The sequence below is a fragment of the Gordonia sp. 135 genome, from assembly GCF_009720185.1.
In the GTDB taxonomy this organism is placed as follows: domain Bacteria; phylum Actinomycetota; class Actinomycetes; order Mycobacteriales; family Mycobacteriaceae; genus Gordonia; species Gordonia alkanivorans.
This window is the reverse complement of record NZ_CP046257.1, coordinates 2478598-2494778: the sequence shown is the minus strand read 5'-3', so window position 1 is coordinate 2494778 and position 16181 is coordinate 2478598. Positions and strand designations below refer to the sequence as shown.

Annotated in this window: 16 protein-coding genes; 7 read left to right on the top strand and 9 right to left on the bottom strand. The window is 66.9% G+C overall.

The genetic code is table 11. The features are described 5' to 3' along the window. Nucleotides 1-67 precede the first annotated feature (67 nt). The 4 genes from GKZ92_RS11250 to fadD5 (GKZ92_RS11235) all read left to right on the top strand — a co-directional run bounded on the left by GKZ92_RS11250 (nt 68) and on the right by fadD5 (GKZ92_RS11235) (nt 5192). Nucleotides 68-445, top strand: coding sequence for a YciI family protein (locus GKZ92_RS11250; protein WP_006359099.1), 378 nt, complete (start codon nt 68-70; stop codon nt 443-445). A gap of 10 nt (nt 446-455) precedes the next feature. After that, a complete protein-coding gene (locus GKZ92_RS11245; protein ID WP_155225268.1) occupies nt 456-1703 on the top strand; it encodes an RNA polymerase sigma factor in 1248 nt (415 codons plus the stop codon). 181 nt (nt 1704-1884) lie between these two features. Further along, nucleotides 1885-3489 (top strand): fatty-acid--CoA ligase FadD5, encoded by a 1605-nt coding sequence (fadD5, locus tag GKZ92_RS11240; RefSeq protein ID WP_155225267.1) that lies wholly within the window; start codon nt 1885-1887, stop codon nt 3487-3489. Between the two features lie 95 nt (nt 3490-3584). Beyond that, entirely contained in the window at nt 3585-5192 is a 1608-nt protein-coding gene (gene fadD5, locus GKZ92_RS11235; RefSeq protein WP_155225266.1) for a fatty-acid--CoA ligase FadD5, read from the top strand. Nucleotides 5193-5274: 82 nt separating this feature from the next. On the opposite strand, the gene GKZ92_RS11230 is transcribed toward fadD5 (GKZ92_RS11235), so the two are convergent. From GKZ92_RS11230 to GKZ92_RS11205, 6 genes are all read right to left on the bottom strand, one after another. Next, complete coding sequence (locus GKZ92_RS11230) at nt 5275-5970, bottom strand: hypothetical protein (RefSeq protein ID WP_006359103.1); 696 nt, start codon at nt 5968-5970, stop codon at nt 5275-5277. A gap of 31 nt (nt 5971-6001) precedes the next feature. Continuing rightward, entirely contained in the window at nt 6002-7159 is a 1158-nt protein-coding gene (locus GKZ92_RS11225; RefSeq protein WP_155225265.1) for an FAD-dependent oxidoreductase, read from the bottom strand. Further along, entirely contained in the window at nt 7156-8064 is a 909-nt protein-coding gene (locus GKZ92_RS11220) for a DUF1295 domain-containing protein (protein ID WP_006359105.1), read from the bottom strand. Before GKZ92_RS11220 ends, GKZ92_RS11225 begins: the two co-directional genes overlap by 4 nt. 26 nt (nt 8065-8090) lie before the next feature. Next, on the bottom strand, nt 8091-8567 hold the full coding sequence (locus GKZ92_RS11215; RefSeq protein ID WP_075863089.1) for a glutathione peroxidase: 477 nt from the start codon (nt 8565-8567) through the stop codon (nt 8091-8093). A gap of 66 nt (nt 8568-8633) precedes the next feature. Next, a complete protein-coding gene (locus GKZ92_RS11210; RefSeq protein ID WP_075863088.1) occupies nt 8634-9350 on the bottom strand; it encodes a ferredoxin reductase in 717 nt (238 codons plus the stop codon). Further along, nucleotides 9347-9943 carry a sulfite oxidase-like oxidoreductase gene (locus tag GKZ92_RS11205; RefSeq protein ID WP_155225264.1) on the bottom strand — a complete coding sequence of 199 codons (597 nt, stop codon included), beginning with the start codon at nt 9941-9943 and terminating at the stop codon, nt 9347-9349. The genes GKZ92_RS11210 and GKZ92_RS11205 overlap by 4 nt, the downstream gene beginning before the upstream one ends. 81 nt (nt 9944-10024) lie before the next feature. On the opposite strand from GKZ92_RS11205, the gene GKZ92_RS11200 reads away from it, so the two are divergent. The 3 genes from GKZ92_RS11200 (at nt 10025) to GKZ92_RS11190 (ending at nt 12903) form a co-directional block, all read left to right on the top strand. Beyond that, nucleotides 10025-10228 carry a DUF2945 domain-containing protein gene (locus GKZ92_RS11200; protein ID WP_006359109.1) on the top strand — a complete coding sequence of 68 codons (204 nt, stop codon included), beginning with the start codon at nt 10025-10027 and terminating at the stop codon, nt 10226-10228. Nucleotides 10229-10339: 111 nt separating this feature from the next. Continuing rightward, nucleotides 10340-11302 (top strand): ABC transporter ATP-binding protein, encoded by a 963-nt coding sequence (locus GKZ92_RS11195; RefSeq protein WP_006359110.1) that lies wholly within the window; start codon nt 10340-10342, stop codon nt 11300-11302. 8 nt (nt 11303-11310) lie between these two features. Continuing rightward, nucleotides 11311-12903, top strand: a complete 1593-nt coding sequence (locus GKZ92_RS11190) for an ABC transporter permease (RefSeq protein ID WP_155225263.1) — start codon at nt 11311-11313, stop codon at nt 12901-12903. A 99-nt stretch (nt 12904-13002) separates the two neighbouring features. Here GKZ92_RS11190 and GKZ92_RS11185 read toward each other — a convergent pair whose 3' ends face one another. The 3 genes from GKZ92_RS11185 to GKZ92_RS11175 all read right to left on the bottom strand — a co-directional run bounded on the left by GKZ92_RS11185 (nt 13003) and on the right by GKZ92_RS11175 (nt 16045). Continuing rightward, complete coding sequence (locus GKZ92_RS11185; RefSeq protein WP_042376984.1) at nt 13003-13869, bottom strand: LLM class F420-dependent oxidoreductase; 867 nt, start codon at nt 13867-13869, stop codon at nt 13003-13005. A 48-nt stretch (nt 13870-13917) separates the two neighbouring features. Then, a complete protein-coding gene (locus GKZ92_RS11180; RefSeq protein ID WP_155225262.1) occupies nt 13918-14808 on the bottom strand; it encodes a hypothetical protein in 891 nt (296 codons plus the stop codon). Between the two features lie 73 nt (nt 14809-14881). After that, entirely contained in the window at nt 14882-16045 is a 1164-nt protein-coding gene (locus tag GKZ92_RS11175) for a beta-ketoacyl synthase N-terminal-like domain-containing protein (protein ID WP_035752446.1), read from the bottom strand. Between the last annotated feature and the right edge of the window lie 136 nt (nt 16046-16181).

The window sequence follows — 16181 nt, the reverse complement described above, 5'->3', positions numbered from 1 at the left end:
ACGGGTCGCACGCTCGTCATCTCCTCACACGGACCGAGAGCCGGTCCTGGTGATCAGGAGGTCGACCATGCACTACTCAATCTTGTTGCACTACCCCGAGCACGACGCCTCGACGCTCGGCGAGGAAGCCATCCAGGCCGGGCAGGCCGCATTCTCGGCGTACACCCGTGCGCTGCAGGACGCCGGAGTCCTCGTGACTGCCGAAGTGCTACGGCATTCGTCCGCCACCACGACGATCCGGAAGGTCGGCGGCGAGCTCGTCGTCCAGGACGGGCCCTTCGCAGACACCAAGGAGCAACTCGGCGGAACGATCGTCATCGATGTCGATGACCTGGATGCCGCCATCGACTGGGCAAGTCAGGCGCCTCCGATCGACTGGGGTGTCATCGAGATCCGTCCCGGTGCCACTTACACCGTGAACGGGGCCTGGACCCCCAACGGATGATGCCGTACCGATGACCCGGGACGGGGCGCACGCCGCCGCCGATCATGCCGCACGCGAGTCGTATTCGCGGCTGGTAGCGCTTCTCGCCGCCGCATCCGGCGACCTCGCACTCGCCGAGGACGCGTTGTCGACCGCCTTCGAACGCGCGCTGAGCACGTGGCCCGAGCACGGCACGCCGGAGAAACCGACCGCGTGGCTGCTATCCGTTGCCCGCAACCACCAGCGTGATGTCTGGAAATCCGCCGCATACCGGAAGTCGGTCGACTTCGACGATCGGGCCGACAAAATCGCGGAGGTCAGCGTGACACCCATCGACGACCTCGACCCCGATGCGATCGGCGACAAGCGGCTCGAGCTGCTGTTCACCTGCGCACACCCGGCGATCGACCCGGCCATCCGGACACCGCTGATGTTGCAGGCGGTGCTCGGATTCGAGGCAGCCGATGTCGCCGCGGCGTTCGCGGTGGCCCCCGCGACGATGGCGCAACGCCTCGTACGCGCGAAGCGACGTATCCGGGACGCCCGCATCCCGTTCGTCGTTCCCGGCCGCGCGGCCATGCCAGCACGTCTGTCCGCCGTTCTCGAGGCGATCTACGGGTGCTTCGCAATCGCCTGGGACGATCCGGCCGGCTCCGGTACCGACGCCGTCGACTCGATGGCCGGGGAGGCGCTGTATCTGGCGGTGACGCTCGCCGACCTCCTCGATGATGAGCCCGAGGCGTGGGGCCTGGCCGCTCTCATCGCCCTCTCGTCGGCACGCGTCCCTGCCCGCACCGGATCGTTCGTCCCGCTGGAGGAACAGGACCCAGAACTGTGGAACGGAGACCTGATCCGCGACGGCGAAGCGATGCTCCGGCGTGCCGCCGCCCTCGGCGCTCCGATGGGACGGTTCCAGCTCGAGGCCGCGATGCAGTCGGTTCACAACGACCGCGCACGCACCGGCGTCGTCGACTGGGACGCTCTGCGGACATTGTCGGCCGCCCTCGTCATCGTCACCCCGACCGTGGGTGCACAGGTGGCTCACGCCGCGATCGTGGGGCGCGCGGGGTCACCAGCCGAAGGTCTGGCTCTGCTCGACCGACTCGAAGCAGAGCACGATCTCGACGACTTCCAGCCGTTTCACGCCACACGAGCGGATCTCCTCTCCCGCACCGGGTCTGCGGCGGCCGCACGGCACCACTTCGAGCGTGCCGCAGTGCTGTCGCGTGACCCGCGTGTCCGCGACTGGTTACGCCGCCGTGTGGACCACGTGTGCTGATGCGATTCACGCCGCAGCGGACGCCGGCGCAACGGACGAGGCCGGGGTCATAGGAGTCGACTAACCCTGCCATAGGTGCAAATCATCGGCCGCACAGCGCTTTCCGCAGGCTCACGGCCTAGGGTGATGACTCGGAACGACAAGTCGGACAACGGGTGTCCGCCACCGTAGGGAGGCCGTAATGACCGCAATCGCCGAGGCCATCACCGACCTGACCTCCGAGCCCTATCGCTCACGCCGCAATCACTGGAACAACCAGGTCTGCCGGCACGCGCTGATGACCCCCGCCGAGCCCGCGATCACCTACCTCGACGAGACCCGCACGTGGAAGCAGATCGAGGACCGGTCCCGTGCCTTCGCCGCGGCGTTGAGTCGACGCGGTGTGGGATTCGGCGACCGGGTCATGATGGCGCTGCTCAACCGCACCGAATACGCCGAGGCGATTCTGGGAGCGACCCTGATCGGGGCGATCGCGGTGCCCGTCAACATCCGCATGAGTCCCGCCGAGCTCGCCTACCTCATGACCGACAGCGGCGCGGCCGTCGTCGTCACAGAGACGGCGCTGACCGGCGTCGTCGATGCCGCACGCGCCCTGGACGGCGGCACGAACACGGTGATCGTCGTCGGCGAGAGCGACACACCCGAACATCTCTCGTTCGAGGACCTCGTCGCCGAGGACCCGTCGGACCTTCCGCTGGTAGACGTCCCCGAGGACGCCGTCGCGATCATCATGTACACCTCGGGCACCACCGGCCGGCCCAAGGGCGCGATGCTCACCCATCAGAACTTCCAGTCGCAGGCCGTCACGTCGATCTCCACCACGAATCCACGGACCGGTGACGTGGCGTCGATCGTCCCGCCGATGTTCCACATCGCCGGCCTCGCCACCTTCGCGATGGTCTTCTACCGCGGCATCCGCGCGGTCATCCATCCGCTCGGTTCCTTCGACCCCGACGCCATGCTCGACACCCTCGAGCGGGAGGGATCGACCTCGGTGTTCATGGTGCCCGCGCAGTGGCAGGCGGTCTGCGCCGCGCAACGGGCGCGCCCCCGGGAACTCCGGTTGCGTCACCTCAGCTGGGGCGGGGCCCCGGCGTCGGACACCGTCCTCGACGCCATCAACGAGACGTTCCCCGGAGTTCTCAACATGACGTCGTTCGGGCAAACCGAGATGTCGCCGGTGACCTGCATCCTGGAGGGCAAGGACGCCCTGCGGAAGATCGGATCGATCGGCAAGGTGGTGCCCGCGGTGACCGCGCGCATCGTCGACCCGCTGATGAACGACGTCGCGCCCGGCGAGGTGGGGGAGATCGTCTATCGCGGCCCGACCCTGATGAAGGGGTACTGGAACAAGCCTGAGGAGACCGCCGAGGCGTTCCGCGGCGGCTGGTTCCACTCCGGCGACCTGGTCCGCCAAGACGAGGACGGATTCCTCTTCGTGGTCGACCGCGCCAAGGACATGGTGATCTCCGGCGGCGAGAACATCTACTGCGCCGAGGTCGAGAACGTCCTCTACGGCCACCCGAGTGTCGCCGAAGCCGCGGTCATCGGCCGGGCGGACCAGAAATGGGGCGAGGTGCCCGTCGCCGTCGTCGTCCTCGCCGAGGGCGTCGGCAATCTGACCCTGGCCCAGCTGGAGCCTCATCTGAACGAGCACCTGGCGCGGTTCAAGCACCCCAAAGACCTCGTCATCGTCGGCGAACTGCCGCGCAACGCCGGGGGCAAGGTCACGAAACCCGTGCTGCGCCAGCGCTTCGGCAGCAAGGACGCCGGTCTGTCCGACTGACCCGGCGAAATCTCGCGAGCTACCCGGTGAGTCTGCGTAGGGTGTGACGCAGACAACAATGTCGACCATCGCCCGATCGACACGGGAGCCAGTGAATGACTGCAACCACCGAAGCCGCCGCCGACCTGACCACCGAGCCCTACCGGTCACGCCGCAACCACTGGAACAACCAGGTTCACCGACATGCGCTGATGACGCCGGACAACGTGGCGATCACCTACCTGGACAAGTCCACGACGTGGAAGCAACTCGATGACCGGTCACGGGCGTTCGGTACGGCGCTCAGCCGACTCGGTGTGCAGTTCGGCGATCGCATCCTGATGGTGCTGCTCAACCGGACCGAATACGTCGAGGCCGTCCTGGGTGCGACGCTGATCGGCGCCATCCCGGTTCCGGTGAACATCCGGATGAGCCCGGCCGAGGTCGCCTACCTCGTCGCCGACAGCGGCGCCAAAGTCATCGTGACCGAGAAGCTCCTCGCGCCGCTGGCCGATGCCGTGAGTGCGTCCACCGGCGGGATCGACACCCTGATCGTCGCCGACGGCAGCGAGAACCCGCAGCATCTGGAGTACGAAGGCCTCCTCGCCGAGGGCGACGCGGACCTGCCGGCGGTCGATGTCCCCGAAGACACCGTCGCGGCGATCATGTACACCTCGGGCACCACCGGAAAGCCCAAGGGCGCCATGCTGACCCACCAGAACTTCCATGCGCAGGCGGTGACCACGATGGCCACCACCGCGTCGGCCGATGCCGACGACGTGGCGTCGGTGGTCCCGCCGATGTTCCACATCGCCGGCCTGGCCGCGTTCGCCCCGGTCTTCTACCGCGGCATCCGCGCCGTCATCCACCCGCTCGGCGCCTTCGACCCCGACGCCATGCTCGACACCCTCGAAAGAGAAGGCACCACCTCGGTGTTCATGGTGCCCGCCCAGTGGCAAGCGGTGTGCGCAGCCCAGAAGGCGCGACCGCGAAAGCTCCGCCTGCGCAACATCAGCTGGGGTGCCGCCCCGGCGTCGGACACCGTCCTCAACGCGATGGGCGAGGCCTTCCCCGACGCGCTCAACATGACCGCGTTCGGACAGACCGAGATGTCCCCGGTGACGACGATCCTGGAGGGGAAGGACGCACTGCGCAAACAGGGTTCGATCGGCAAGGTGGTGCCCGCGGTGACCGCGCGAATCGTCGACCCGCTGATGAACGACGTGAAGCCCGGCGAGGTGGGGGAGATCGTCTACCGCGGGCCCAACCTGATGAAGGGCTACTGGAACAAGCCCGAAGCCACCGCGGAAGCGTTCCGCGGCGGCTGGTTCCATTCCGGCGATCTCGTGCGCGAGGACGAGGACGGGTTTCTCTACGTCGTCGACCGCGCGAAGGACATGATCATCTCCGGCGGCGAGAACATCTACTGCGCCGAGGTCGAGAACGTCCTCTACGGCCACCCGGCGATCATGGAGGCCGCCATCATCGGTCGCGCACACGCGAAGTGGGGCGAGGTGCCGGTCGCCGTCGTGGTCCTGGCCGACGGCGTCACCGATCTGACCCTGGCCGACCTGGAGGCCCACCTCAACGAGAACCTGGCACGGTTCAAGCACCCCAAGGATCTCGTCATCATCGACGAGCTTCCGCGCAACGCGGGTGGCAAGGTCGTGAAGCCGAAACTGCGCGAGACCTATGGCAGCAAGGATGCCGGGCTGGCCGACTGACCACAATCGCCCTCGAACGAATCAACCCGCCGCCTCGAAGAGGTGGCGGGTTGATTTTGTCAGCGGCGGGTCAGCCCGACCATCACTTCTTCTTCTTGTCTTTCTTGGGGCGGGTCGCCGCGAGCTCCCGGCCACGCCGCCGGTAGCGCCAGATGAACCAGCCGACGGCGATCGCGAGGATGACGCCGATGATCACGCCCCACGCGGTGGCGGCGCGGAAACCGGGTGCGTCGACGTCGAAGATGCGTTCACCCGCGTGTGCACCGTTGCCGCCGCCGATGACGACGGTCAGCGTCAGCAGGTTGGGGATCGCCACGATGACGCCGACCACGGCGAACGCGATGGCGGGGACATTTCGCATGCGGCTGCGACTCAGGAACGCGAACGTGAACAGCAGCAGCGGCACGAAGGTGCAGACGACACCGAGGACGAGGCCGGTCCAGACACCGCTGGCCATCGACCCGTCGACCCGGCGACCGATCTGTCCGGCCCACCACCGCGGCAGGAACGCCTCGAGGATGAAGTACGTGATCACCAGCAGGGCGGCGATGATCAGGCCGATCACGACCTTCTTGACGATCGTGTTCGCACGTTCGGCAGCCGTCGGTTTCAGTGACGTGTCGGTCGTCCCCGGCGTAGCCGGCGGTGTCGAGCCTGCCGTCGTACCCGGCAGTGTCGAGCCTGCCGGTGTCGACGCGGGCGGGACCGGCGAGGTGTGCGACCCGGGCGGCGGACCGGCCGGATCTGACGAATGGGCCGAGAACTGCTCGTTACTCATGAGGCCGAGTGTAGGCGCGAAAGATGACCTTTCAGGTGCGACGCCGCCGAGGATCGGCAGACGTCGGCGGACCGGTGTCGCGAATCCCGCCGTAGATTCCACGCCGCACGACCCACGGCTGCAGCACCGCGTCCACCGACCATGCGGGAAATCGGAATGCCCGGCCGTTCGGCGCGAACACCTGGAGGCCGTCGTGCTGCGCGCCGAGAACCGACCCCCACCGCCGTCGGGGTGGCACATAGCTCCGCGCACGGTCGGGGCGACCCGACAGGTCCCCACGGATGTTGTGGGCGAGAATCCGGTCGGCTCGGTTGCGAGCCGAGCTCCGGAGTGCGTCGGTCGCGGCGATGTCCCCGACGGCATAGACGAACCCGTGTCCGGGCACCCGCAGTTCCGGTGTCACGCGCACGAACCCGCCCGGATCGAGGAGGTCCGGTGGCAGCCACTCCGAGTTCGGTGTCACCCGACCGATCGCCCAGAGCACCGCGTCCGCCCGCACCGGCTCCTGCCCGGTGGTCCAGCGCACGGGTCCGCTGGTGATCTCGTCGCAGGCGAAGCCATCTGGTACCTGCGCGCGGTGTCCGCCATGCACTCCTACGCCGAGCCCGCGCAGCCGCGTCGACACGTTCTGCCAGGTTCGCCGGTGGTGACGGGGTAACGCGCGGTCGCCGGGGTGGTAGAGCTCGATCCGCTTGCCCGGCCACGTCGCGGCCAGGTTCGCCGCCGCGCTCACCGCGGCGGCACCGCCGCCGATCACCGCGATCGAATCCGCCTCCGCCAGGCGGTGATGCGCCGCGGCGAGGTCCCGGTCGACGTCGGCAGGAGACTGGAGGACCGGGCGCCGCCAGAAGCCGTTGCGGACCCCGGTTGCGATGACCAGGGCGTCGAACGGTTCGACGTGCTCGGTTCCGTCGGCGTCGGTGACCGTGACCGTTCGTCCATCGAGATCGGCCGCGGTCAGTGATCCGTGGACCGTGCGGACGCGGTCCAGCTTGCGGAACCGATCGAATGGGATCCGGTAGTCGCGGGCCCAGGTGTCGGGTCGGCTGAGGCGGAGTCCAAGTTCTTGACCGCTGACCAGCCCGGGCTTCGACGAGATCCCGACGACGTCGGCGTGCCCGGACAGATGGATCGCGGTGAGGATTCCTGTGTCACCGAGGCCGGCGATGACGACGCGGGGTCGGGTCATCCGGGGACGTGCTCGGTCGATTGCGGTGGTCGGGCACCGCGCGGCGGGCGGGGTACGAACAGCGATACCCGGTCGACGACATCGGCGTAACCGGGGCGTCGAGACAGGCTGCGCTGCTCCATCATCGGAATGCTGGCGCCGAGGAACATCGCCAGCATCACCACGACACCCAGGAGCAACCACCACCAGTCAGAGGGTGATGCGGCGATGCCGAACAAGGCCATCGCAACCCAGAAGGAGAACTCGCCGAAGTAGTTCGGGTGTCGGGACCACGACCACACACCGGTGTCCAGGACCGCTCCCGGTGTGCGTTGTGCCGTGAAACGACGCAACTGGGCGTCGGCGGCCGATTCGAGGCCGATGGCGGCGAACCCCACGGCCGCGGCCAGTGCGGTCAGCCAGACGATCGTCGAATCCGAATGGGTCACTGCGACATACACCGGGACCATGCCCAGGAACACCTGGATGGTGGGAATGACGTGGATGGCGAACAGGTCGACGACGATCGCGGCACCACCGGCGCGCTGCTTGAGCAGTCCGTAGCGCCAGTCCTCGTGGTCCAGACCCGGCCACCCGGTCGCCCAGTTGGCGGTCAGCCTGATCGCCCAGATCCCGACGACGACGGCGATGACCCAGCAGTGCACGGCATCGACGCCGACATCGCCTGCAGCCCACCAGTACACGAGCAGCACGGGCGGAATGACGCTCCAGTAGGCGTCGTACATGCTCGAGTTCGAGTACCAGCGGCTGAAGCCGAAGATCACAAGAGTCGCCCAGAGGTCGGCGACGAGGGTGTCGAGCCACAGATGACCGGTGTCGGGTCCCGACCACAGCCACGCGGCGGCGACCCCCAGTGCCACCACGTAGGCGATGACAACACGCACGAACGACGCTGTCCGGCTCACGATGTCTCGTCCCTACCGTCGGCGGATCACAGTTGTTGCTCGATGGACCCGACCAGTTTCTCGGGTTTGGTGGCCGGTGCGAATCGTTCGACGACGACACCGTCGCGATTGACCAGGAACTTGGTGAAGTTCCACTTGATCCGCCCGCCGAACACCCCCGACTTCTGCGTGCGCAGCCACTCGAAGAGAGGGTGGGCGTCGGGTCCGTTCACGTCGACCTTCGCAAACATCGGGAACGTGACGTCGTAGGTCAGCGAGCAGAAGTTCTTGATCTCTTCTTCGTTGCCGGGCTCCTGGTGTGCGAACTGGTCGCACGGGAAGCCGAGGACCCGCAATCCCTGATCCTGGTAGTCGCGATGCAGCGTCTCGAGCCCTTGGTATTGCGGCGTGAAGCCGCACTTCGACGCGGTGTTCACGATCAGCAATGGGTCGCCCCGGAACGTCGAGAGGTCGACGGGGTTGCCGTCGATCCCGGTCGCGGTGAAGTCATACGCGGAAGTCATGTCGCCACGCTACTTCCGGTCGGCCCAGAACAGCACGCATTGAACCGAACCCGCAGGCTACGAGCGTCAGTCGCCGAATCGTTCGGTACGGATCCGGGCTGGGTCGTGGCCGGCGTCGACCATCCACGTCGCACAGCCCTCGACGAACCTGTTCGGTCCGCAGATGTAGACGGTCGGCGACTTCGACGGGTTCATGGTGAGCGCGGCCAGCTCTTCCGAGTCGAGGCGCCCTGCTGGTCTCTGCGAACCTGCGGGTGCGACGCGTGTATGGACCAGATGGAGATCCATGCGGCGGTGCTCCAGGAGCTGCCGGATCTCGTCGCGGTAGTAGACGCGTTCGGGGCTGCGCACCGAGTAGACCAGGGAGAAGGGCGTGAGCGGTGCGTCGACCTCGCGGCTCCGGATCATCGACATGAGTGGCGCGACCCCGGATCCGCCGCCGATCAGCTGCACCGGGCGGTCGTCGCCGGAGGCCCAGGTGAAGTACCAGCCGTGTGGGCCGCTGATCTCCAGCGGGTCGCCGACCTCGACGACGTCGACCAGGTACGGCGATACCTCGCCGTCGTCGAGGCGTTCGACGGTGACCTCGATCGATCGGGTCTCCCGGGCGTCCGACACCGAGTAGGTGCGGGCGGTGGAGTAGCCGTCCTCTGCGGTGAGTCGGATGTCGACATGCTGGCCGGGTAGCACGTGGACGGGTTCGGGGAGAGCCAGCCGCAGGGTGCGTGCGGACGGGGTGATGTCGACGACGGAGGTGACCGTGGTGAGCAGCCAATCGGTCACGAGTACCGCTGCTCACGCCAGGGGTCGCCGTACATGTGATACCCGCGTTCCTCCCAGAAACCCGGCGTGTCGTCGGGCATGAACCGAAGGCGCCGAACCCATTTCGCGCTCTTCCAGAAATACAGGTGGGGGACCAGAAGCCGGGCGGGCCCGCCGTGTTCGGGTGCCAGGGGCTCGCCGTCGTAGGTGTCGGCGATCCAGCCCCGTCCGCCGGTCAGGTCGGCGAGCGGGACGTTGGTGGTGTACCCGCCGTGGCAATGCGCCATGACGTACGGTGCCGGTTCGAAGGGCAGCGCACCGACCAGAGTGTCGAAGGAAACCCCGCGCCAGCGCGTCGCGAACTTCGACCACCGTGTGACGCAATGGATGTCGGTCGTGATCTCCTCGTGGGACAGCGCCTGGAACTGCTCCCAGGTGAACGTCGTCGCACGGTGTTCGGCGGACTGCACGGCGAGCGACCATTTGTCCAGGGGCACCGATGGAGTGGGCTCGGCCGACAACACCGGGAAATCGAGGGTCGTGTACTGGCCCGGTGGAAGGCGGCGGGCATCGCGGTCGCGGCGGCCCACGAAGCCTCGGTTGACGATCGCCATGGTCGCGGAGTCTACGCGCAGCTGAACGGGACGGCTGTGTGGCGAGGTTTGGCGGAACATCGACCGTGGGCATTCCGGGGCATGGCGATCAACAAGAACGACACCGTCCGCTGGAACACCTCGCAGGGTCAGACCGAGGGGACCGCGGAGGAGAAGCGAACCAAGGAGTTCACGTTCGAGGGGCAGAAATTCAAAGCCAGTGAGGACGAACCCTATTGGATCGTGAAGTCGTCGAAGACGGGCGCCAAGGCAGCCCACAAGGAGTCGTCATTGAGCAAGAAGTAGACGGTGCGATACCGCCGAACGTGCGGTTTAGCGGCAGTCGCTCACGTTTCGGGCCTACCTCACCGGCTGCTGTGCAACGCTTATGGCGATCGCCGAATCTGGAGGTTCGCCATGCCCACCGGAGTATCCGACGCCACCGGGCGGCCACCTGCTGATCTCGCCGTCGACGTCCGTAAGCTGCACAAGTCCTTCGGCAGTTTCGAGGCCCTTCGCGGACTCGATCTCGAGGTCCGCCGCGGTGAGGTCCACGGGTTCCTCGGCCCCAACGGTGCCGGCAAGTCGACGACGATCCGCGTCCTCCTGGGCTTGCTGCGTGCCAACGCGGGTGAGGTGCGACTGCTCGGCGGGGATCCGTGGCGCGACGTCGTCGAACTGCATCGCCGACTGGCGTATGTGCCCGGCGACGTCTCGCTGTGGCCGTCGATGACCGGCGGCGAGATGATCGATCTCCTCGGTTCGATGCGTGGTGGGCTCGATGAGGACCGACGCGCCGACCTCGTCGAACGTTTCGAGCTCGACACCGCCAAGCGTGGCCGCCAGTACTCGAAAGGCAACCGCCAGAAGGTGGCGATCGTCGCCGCCCTCGCGTCGGACGTCGAACTGCTCATCCTCGACGAGCCGACATCGGGCCTGGACCCGTTGATGGAGAACGTCTTCCAGGAGGTCGTCGGGGAAGCCAAGGCGCGTGGCACGACCGTCCTGCTGTCGAGTCACATCCTCGCCGAGGTCGAATCCCTCGCCGACCGTGTGAGCATCATCCGCGACGGCGTCATCGTCGAGACCGGCACGCTGACCGAGCTGCGCGGTCACACCCGGACCGCGGTGCGCGCCGAACTCGACACCGTCCCGGCCGCCGATCGGCTCACCGACTTCCACGATGTGGACGTCGACGGTCACCGTCTCAGCGCGACAGTCGATTCCGATCGGATCGGCGCGGCGATGGAGGTGTTGACGGCGAGCGGGCTGCGGTCACTCACCGTCGAACCACCTTCTCTCGAGAGTCTGTTCCTGCGGCTCTACGACAGCGACAGTGACGGGGTCCGCGTCTCCGACAACCCGGCGGCAGGGGAGTGACCAGCGCGATGGCGTCTTCCTCGACGGTCGGAACCCGACCACTGCTCCATGCCTCACTCCGTCACGAGGGCCGGTCTTTCGCGCCGTGGATTCTGCTACCCACCGCGTTGTCGGTGTCGTCGGTGCTCATCTATCCCTGGTTGTTCTCCGACGCGCTGGAACGTAAGGCGTTCGCGGCCACGATCGGGGCGAATCCGGCTCTGGGACTGATCTTCGGGCCCGCCTACGACCTGTCGACCACCGACGGGTTCAACGCGTGGCGCAGTCTCGCGCTCGGCGGGTTCATCGCCGCACTGGGCGCGATCTTCATCGTCGTCAAAGCCAGCCGCGGCCAGGAGGATTCGGGGCAGGCGGAACTGCTGGCCTCCGGCGTCTCGGGCCGGTCGTCGCGACTCCTGACGGCCGTGGTCATGGCGGTGATCTGTTCGGCCGCGATCGGCATCGTCTCGTGCGTGCTGACCGGATTGTGCGGAGGAGACTGGGCATCCTCGGCGTTGCTCGCCGCCGGGTTCACGGTCTCCGGATGGATGTTCGCTGCCGTCGCCGCGGTCAGTTCGCAGATAGGGGCCGACGCCCGTGCGGCGACGACGATCTCGGTGTCGTTGCTCGGGATCCTGTTCGTCCTGCGAGGTTTCCTCTTCTCGATCAGCGCACCGGTGTGGACGTCGTGGATCAATCCGCTCGGCTGGATCGAGGAGACCCGGCCGGCATCGGGCAACCGCTGGTGGCCGTTGCTCATCGGCGTCGCGTTCGCGGTCGTCGTCGCGGTCGTCGGTTTCGCATTGCAGTCGTCTCGCGATTTCGGTCAGGGTCTGATCCCGTCCCGTCCAGGGCCGCCGCGGGGGAGCGCCGGTACACCTCTGAGCCTGGCGATTCGTCTCAACCGCGCACCGATCGTGTCGTGGGCGGTGGCATTCCTCGGTCTCGGTGTCGTCTTCGGGTACTTCACCCGGTCGGTGAAGGACCTGTTGACGAGCAACCCGGCGATGGCGTCGATCTTCGCCTCCGGTGCCGCATCCCCGGCCGACCTGATCTCCGCGTTCGTCACCACCATCCTGAGCATCGTCGGCATCATCGTCTCGGTCGCCGGCGTGCAGATCGTCAACCGCGTGCGTACCGAGGAATTGGATGACCGAGCCGAGCCCGTGCTGGCGACGGCTGTCCACCGGCTCCGGTACCTCGCCACGAATGTCGGTGTCGCACTGCTGGCGACGGCGGCGTTCCTGATGATCGCTGGTGTCGTGGTGGGTGTCTTCGCGTCGACCGCGGATATCGGGATCACCTTCGGTGACGCCCTCCTGCAGGCGGTCGCGACCATCCCGGCAGCGTGGACGGTCATCGCTTTCGCGGTCGCCATACTCGGTGCCCGCCCGGCGGCCCGTCCGGCGATCTGGTTGGGCGTGCTCGTCTCGTTCGTGATGACGGTGCTTGGCCCCAGTTTCAAACTGCCCGACTGGGCGCTCGGTTTCAGTCCGTTCCACCATGTACCCGACGTCGTCGTCAGCGACCCCGACTGGTGGGGGCTGGTGTGGATCGGCCTCGTCGCCCTCGGATTTCTTGCAATCGGTTTCGTCGGGTTCCGACGACGCGACATCCCGTGAGGTCGCTCAGATCCGTATGACGTTGAACCCGGAATCCGGGTTCAACGTCATACGGAAGATTCGGGTGGCCGACTAGTCACGCACGATCGCGCAACGTGATCAGTTCTGTCCGAGGGCCGCCGCGAGGCGACGCCACTGCTCGCGCGGGAAACCGCGGTGATCCTTCTGCAGGACCTGGACACACACGTGATCGGCGCCGGCAGATCGGTGCTCGTCGATGCGGGACAGGATCGCCGACTCGTCACCCCAGACGATCAGCGCGTCGAACAGCCGGTCGCTGACCGTGGTGAGGTCCTCGTCGGTGAAGCCGAGGCGACGAAGGTTGTTGGCGTAGTTCGGCATGGCGAGGTAACCCGTGAGCCACTTGGTGCCGATCGACCGTGCCTCGTCACGGTCCTCGGCGAAGATGGCGGTCTGCTCGGGCGCGAGGAGCGGCTCGGTGCCGAGGGTCTCACGGGCGGTCGCGGTGTGGTCCGGCGTCACCAGGTAGGGATGCGCACCGAGAGTCCGGTCAGCGGCCAAACCGAGCATCTTCGGCCCGAGGGCCGCGAGAACCCGGCTGTCGGCCGGGACCGGCTGCGGCGCCGAATCGAGTCCGTCGAGGAAGGCGCGGGTGGTCGCGAGCGGCTTCCGGTAGCGACCGGCCTCCTGCGCGTCGATCAGCGGCGCGTGGCTAATGCCCAGCCCGAGCAGGAAGCGTGAACCGAACTCGTCGGCGAAACTCGCGTGCGCAGCCGCGACGTCGTGCGGCTCGTGCATCCACATGTTGAGGATGCCCGTCGCGACCACGGTCTTCTTGGTGGCACCGAGCAGGTTGCGCACCGAATCGAGAACCGGGCCACCGACGTCGGGGATCCAGAGGGCGGTGAAGCCCAACTCGTCGAGCTCGGCCGCGGCTTCCGCGGCCTCCCCTGCGTCTCCGTACCGTAGTGGTGAACTCCAGATTCCTACCCCATCGAGATTCATGCTCTCGACACTACCGACGGCCTCGGCGATCGAGCGCGAATGCCGGGTTCATGCCGTCTCAGATGCTCCCGGCGCCGTCTGGGCGAGGCGGGCGTCGAGGGACGAGGTCAGCTGCCGGAAGATTCCTATGCCCACCGCACCGACCACGATGACGACGATCCCGGTCACCGTGCTGAACTCGTCGGTGAGCAATCCCGCGATCCCGATCGCCAAGACGAAGATCGGTACCCAGTCGAAGAGGTGGAGCATGCTCTGCGGTTTCTCATCGGCGTCCCAACCCTCACGGAGCGCGGCGCGATACGTGGCGAAGTCGGGATAGAACTCGGTGAACGCGATGGCGAACACGGTACCGCCGATCTGGATGATCCAGCCCGTCCAGAAGTCGTTCGGATCATCGAGGACGAGGTCACCGACAGCACCGGACACCGCGGCGACGCCGAAGCCGACGACCCACGCCCACGTGATGACGTAGTTGATCCGGAGGAACAGCGGGCTGTCCCAGACCTCCTCGTCGGTGGACTCGCGCGCGTACTGCAGGGTGAACGGTTGGCGGATCAGGATCGAGCCCAAGGCGAAGGCGACCAGCGCGATGTTGGTCATCTCGCCGCCCCACTTCTCCAGCCAGTCGATGACGCTCTCCGAGGCGAAGAGAGCCAGGGCGGCCATCGTCCCGAAGTAGGCGACGTCGAAGACCTCGAGAAGCTTGATCTTGGAGCCGCGTCGATGTCCGCCCACGACGAGCAGCAGTGACAACACGAATGCCGACGCCGCGGCTTCCTCGAAGCGACCCGGACCGGTGAGCAGCGCCATCAGGATCCATGGCGACATCCCCGCGAAGGGGGAGTTCAGGAATGCGGTGAGGACGCGCCGCGCCCCCGTCGCCTGCACTGTGCTCACCGTCGGCTGATCGGCCGCCGGTTTGTCCGGCGAGTTGGTCATGCCTGAATTGTGCGGCTTCGCTGCGGTTTTCCGCAGGAAACTCGGTAGATCCGCGGAACATCGTCGCGCTCGATCAGCTCTGGGGCGCGATCACCACCGCGGAGTTGTGGCCGCCCATGCCCAGCGAGGTCTTCAGTGTGGGTCCCGCTGCAAGCGGCGTGAGGCCGTCCAGCAGTTGCGGGATCCCGTCGGAAACCCTCGGAGTCGCCGGGATCCGACCCCGGTCGTATCCGAGAAGCGACGCGGCCAGCTCGACCGCACCCGCCGCGCCCTGGCAGTGCCCGGCAAGGGGTTTGACGGAGAACACCTCGCTGTTGGGCAGCATCGTCTCGGCGATTGTCGCCTCGGCGCGGTCACATTGCCGGGTACCGGGACCGTGTGCGTTGAGGTACCGGATCTCGTCACCGGCGACACCGGCGGTCGAGAGGGCCTGTTCCACGCAGCCCACCACATTGGTGAGCTGGGGATCGATCGACGTGACGTGATAGGCGTCGTGGGACATGGCCCCGCCCAACACATCTGCGTAACCGTCGGTCTCGGCGTTGGTCATCGTGAACGCGATGGCCGCTTCGCCGAAGGTGAAGCCCCGGCTGCCTTCCTGGAACGGACGGCAGGCGTCGAGTGCGTCGGTGTCGGTGATGGCGACGCCGAGTTGAACGAACATCCCGACCACCTCCGGCTTGGCCGACAGATCCGTTGCGACGACGAGGACGTCGTCGACGAGATCGGCGTCGAGCCACGACTTCGCGGTAACGATCGCCGCCGAACCCGAGGTGCACATCGCCGACACGTTCAACGCCGGACCGTGAAAGCCGTACTCCTGCATCAGCAACGACACCGGCGTGGACGGTGTCACCGACAGATACTGCCGACCGGTGTACTGCCCGACGCCGGAAGTCACCATCGGATACATCTCGAGATCACCGAGCACACACGCATGAACCAAACCGACACGCGAACCCGGGCGCCAACCGCGTTCGGTCGCATCCTCGATGGCCTCCCGCGCCGCACTTCGCATCGCACGCGCGAAGCGGGTGCTCCCGTCGGCCTGGTCGCCGCCCTCCGGCACGCGCACGATCCACCCCGGACCGCCGTCGTCTCCGGAACCGAATCCGAAACCCTCGTGCAATGCGGCCGCCGACTTGCCGGAGATGAGGCCACTCCACAGCGCCTCTCGCCCCCAGCCGTATCCGGTCACGGCCCCCACACCCGAAATAGTCGATCGCTGATTCGTCATTGGTGAATCCTCTTCATGGATTTGGAATTGTCGGCAGTTCTGCCAGGTGATCCGACCGAATGCCACCTCAAGAATCCCCCGGAAAGCGGCATTCGACTCATTTCGCGACGGGCGGGGTCGCCAATTCGACTTTCGC

What these genes read in the sequence shown, in the direction of transcription:
- GKZ92_RS11250 (WP_006359099.1), top strand. Translation starts at nt 68, where the DNA reads ATGCACTACTCAATCTTGTTGCACTACCCCGAGCACGACGCCTCGACG.
- GKZ92_RS11245 (WP_155225268.1), top strand. Translation starts at nt 456, where the DNA reads ATGACCCGGGACGGGGCGCACGCCGCCGCCGATCATGCCGCACGCGAG.
- fadD5 (WP_155225267.1), top strand. Translation starts at nt 1,885, where the DNA reads ATGACCGCAATCGCCGAGGCCATCACCGACCTGACCTCCGAGCCCTAT.
- fadD5 (WP_155225266.1), top strand. Translation starts at nt 3,585, where the DNA reads ATGACTGCAACCACCGAAGCCGCCGCCGACCTGACCACCGAGCCCTAC.
- GKZ92_RS11230 (WP_006359103.1), bottom strand. Translation starts at nt 5,970, where the DNA reads ATGAGTAACGAGCAGTTCTCGGCCCATTCGTCAGATCCGGCCGGTCCG.
- GKZ92_RS11225 (WP_155225265.1), bottom strand. Translation starts at nt 7,159, where the DNA reads ATGACCCGACCCCGCGTCGTCATCGCCGGCCTCGGTGACACAGGAATC.
- GKZ92_RS11215 (WP_075863089.1), bottom strand. Translation starts at nt 8,567, where the DNA reads ATGACTTCCGCGTATGACTTCACCGCGACCGGGATCGACGGCAACCCC.
- GKZ92_RS11205 (WP_155225264.1), bottom strand. Translation starts at nt 9,943, where the DNA reads ATGGCGATCGTCAACCGAGGCTTCGTGGGCCGCCGCGACCGCGATGCC.
- GKZ92_RS11200 (WP_006359109.1), top strand. Translation starts at nt 10,025, where the DNA reads ATGGCGATCAACAAGAACGACACCGTCCGCTGGAACACCTCGCAGGGT.
- GKZ92_RS11195 (WP_006359110.1), top strand. Translation starts at nt 10,340, where the DNA reads ATGCCCACCGGAGTATCCGACGCCACCGGGCGGCCACCTGCTGATCTC.
- GKZ92_RS11190 (WP_155225263.1), top strand. Translation starts at nt 11,311, where the DNA reads ATGGCGTCTTCCTCGACGGTCGGAACCCGACCACTGCTCCATGCCTCA.
- GKZ92_RS11185 (WP_042376984.1), bottom strand. Translation starts at nt 13,869, where the DNA reads ATGAATCTCGATGGGGTAGGAATCTGGAGTTCACCACTACGGTACGGA.
- GKZ92_RS11180 (WP_155225262.1), bottom strand. Translation starts at nt 14,808, where the DNA reads ATGACCAACTCGCCGGACAAACCGGCGGCCGATCAGCCGACGGTGAGC.
- GKZ92_RS11175 (WP_035752446.1), bottom strand. Translation starts at nt 16,045, where the DNA reads ATGACGAATCAGCGATCGACTATTTCGGGTGTGGGGGCCGTGACCGGA.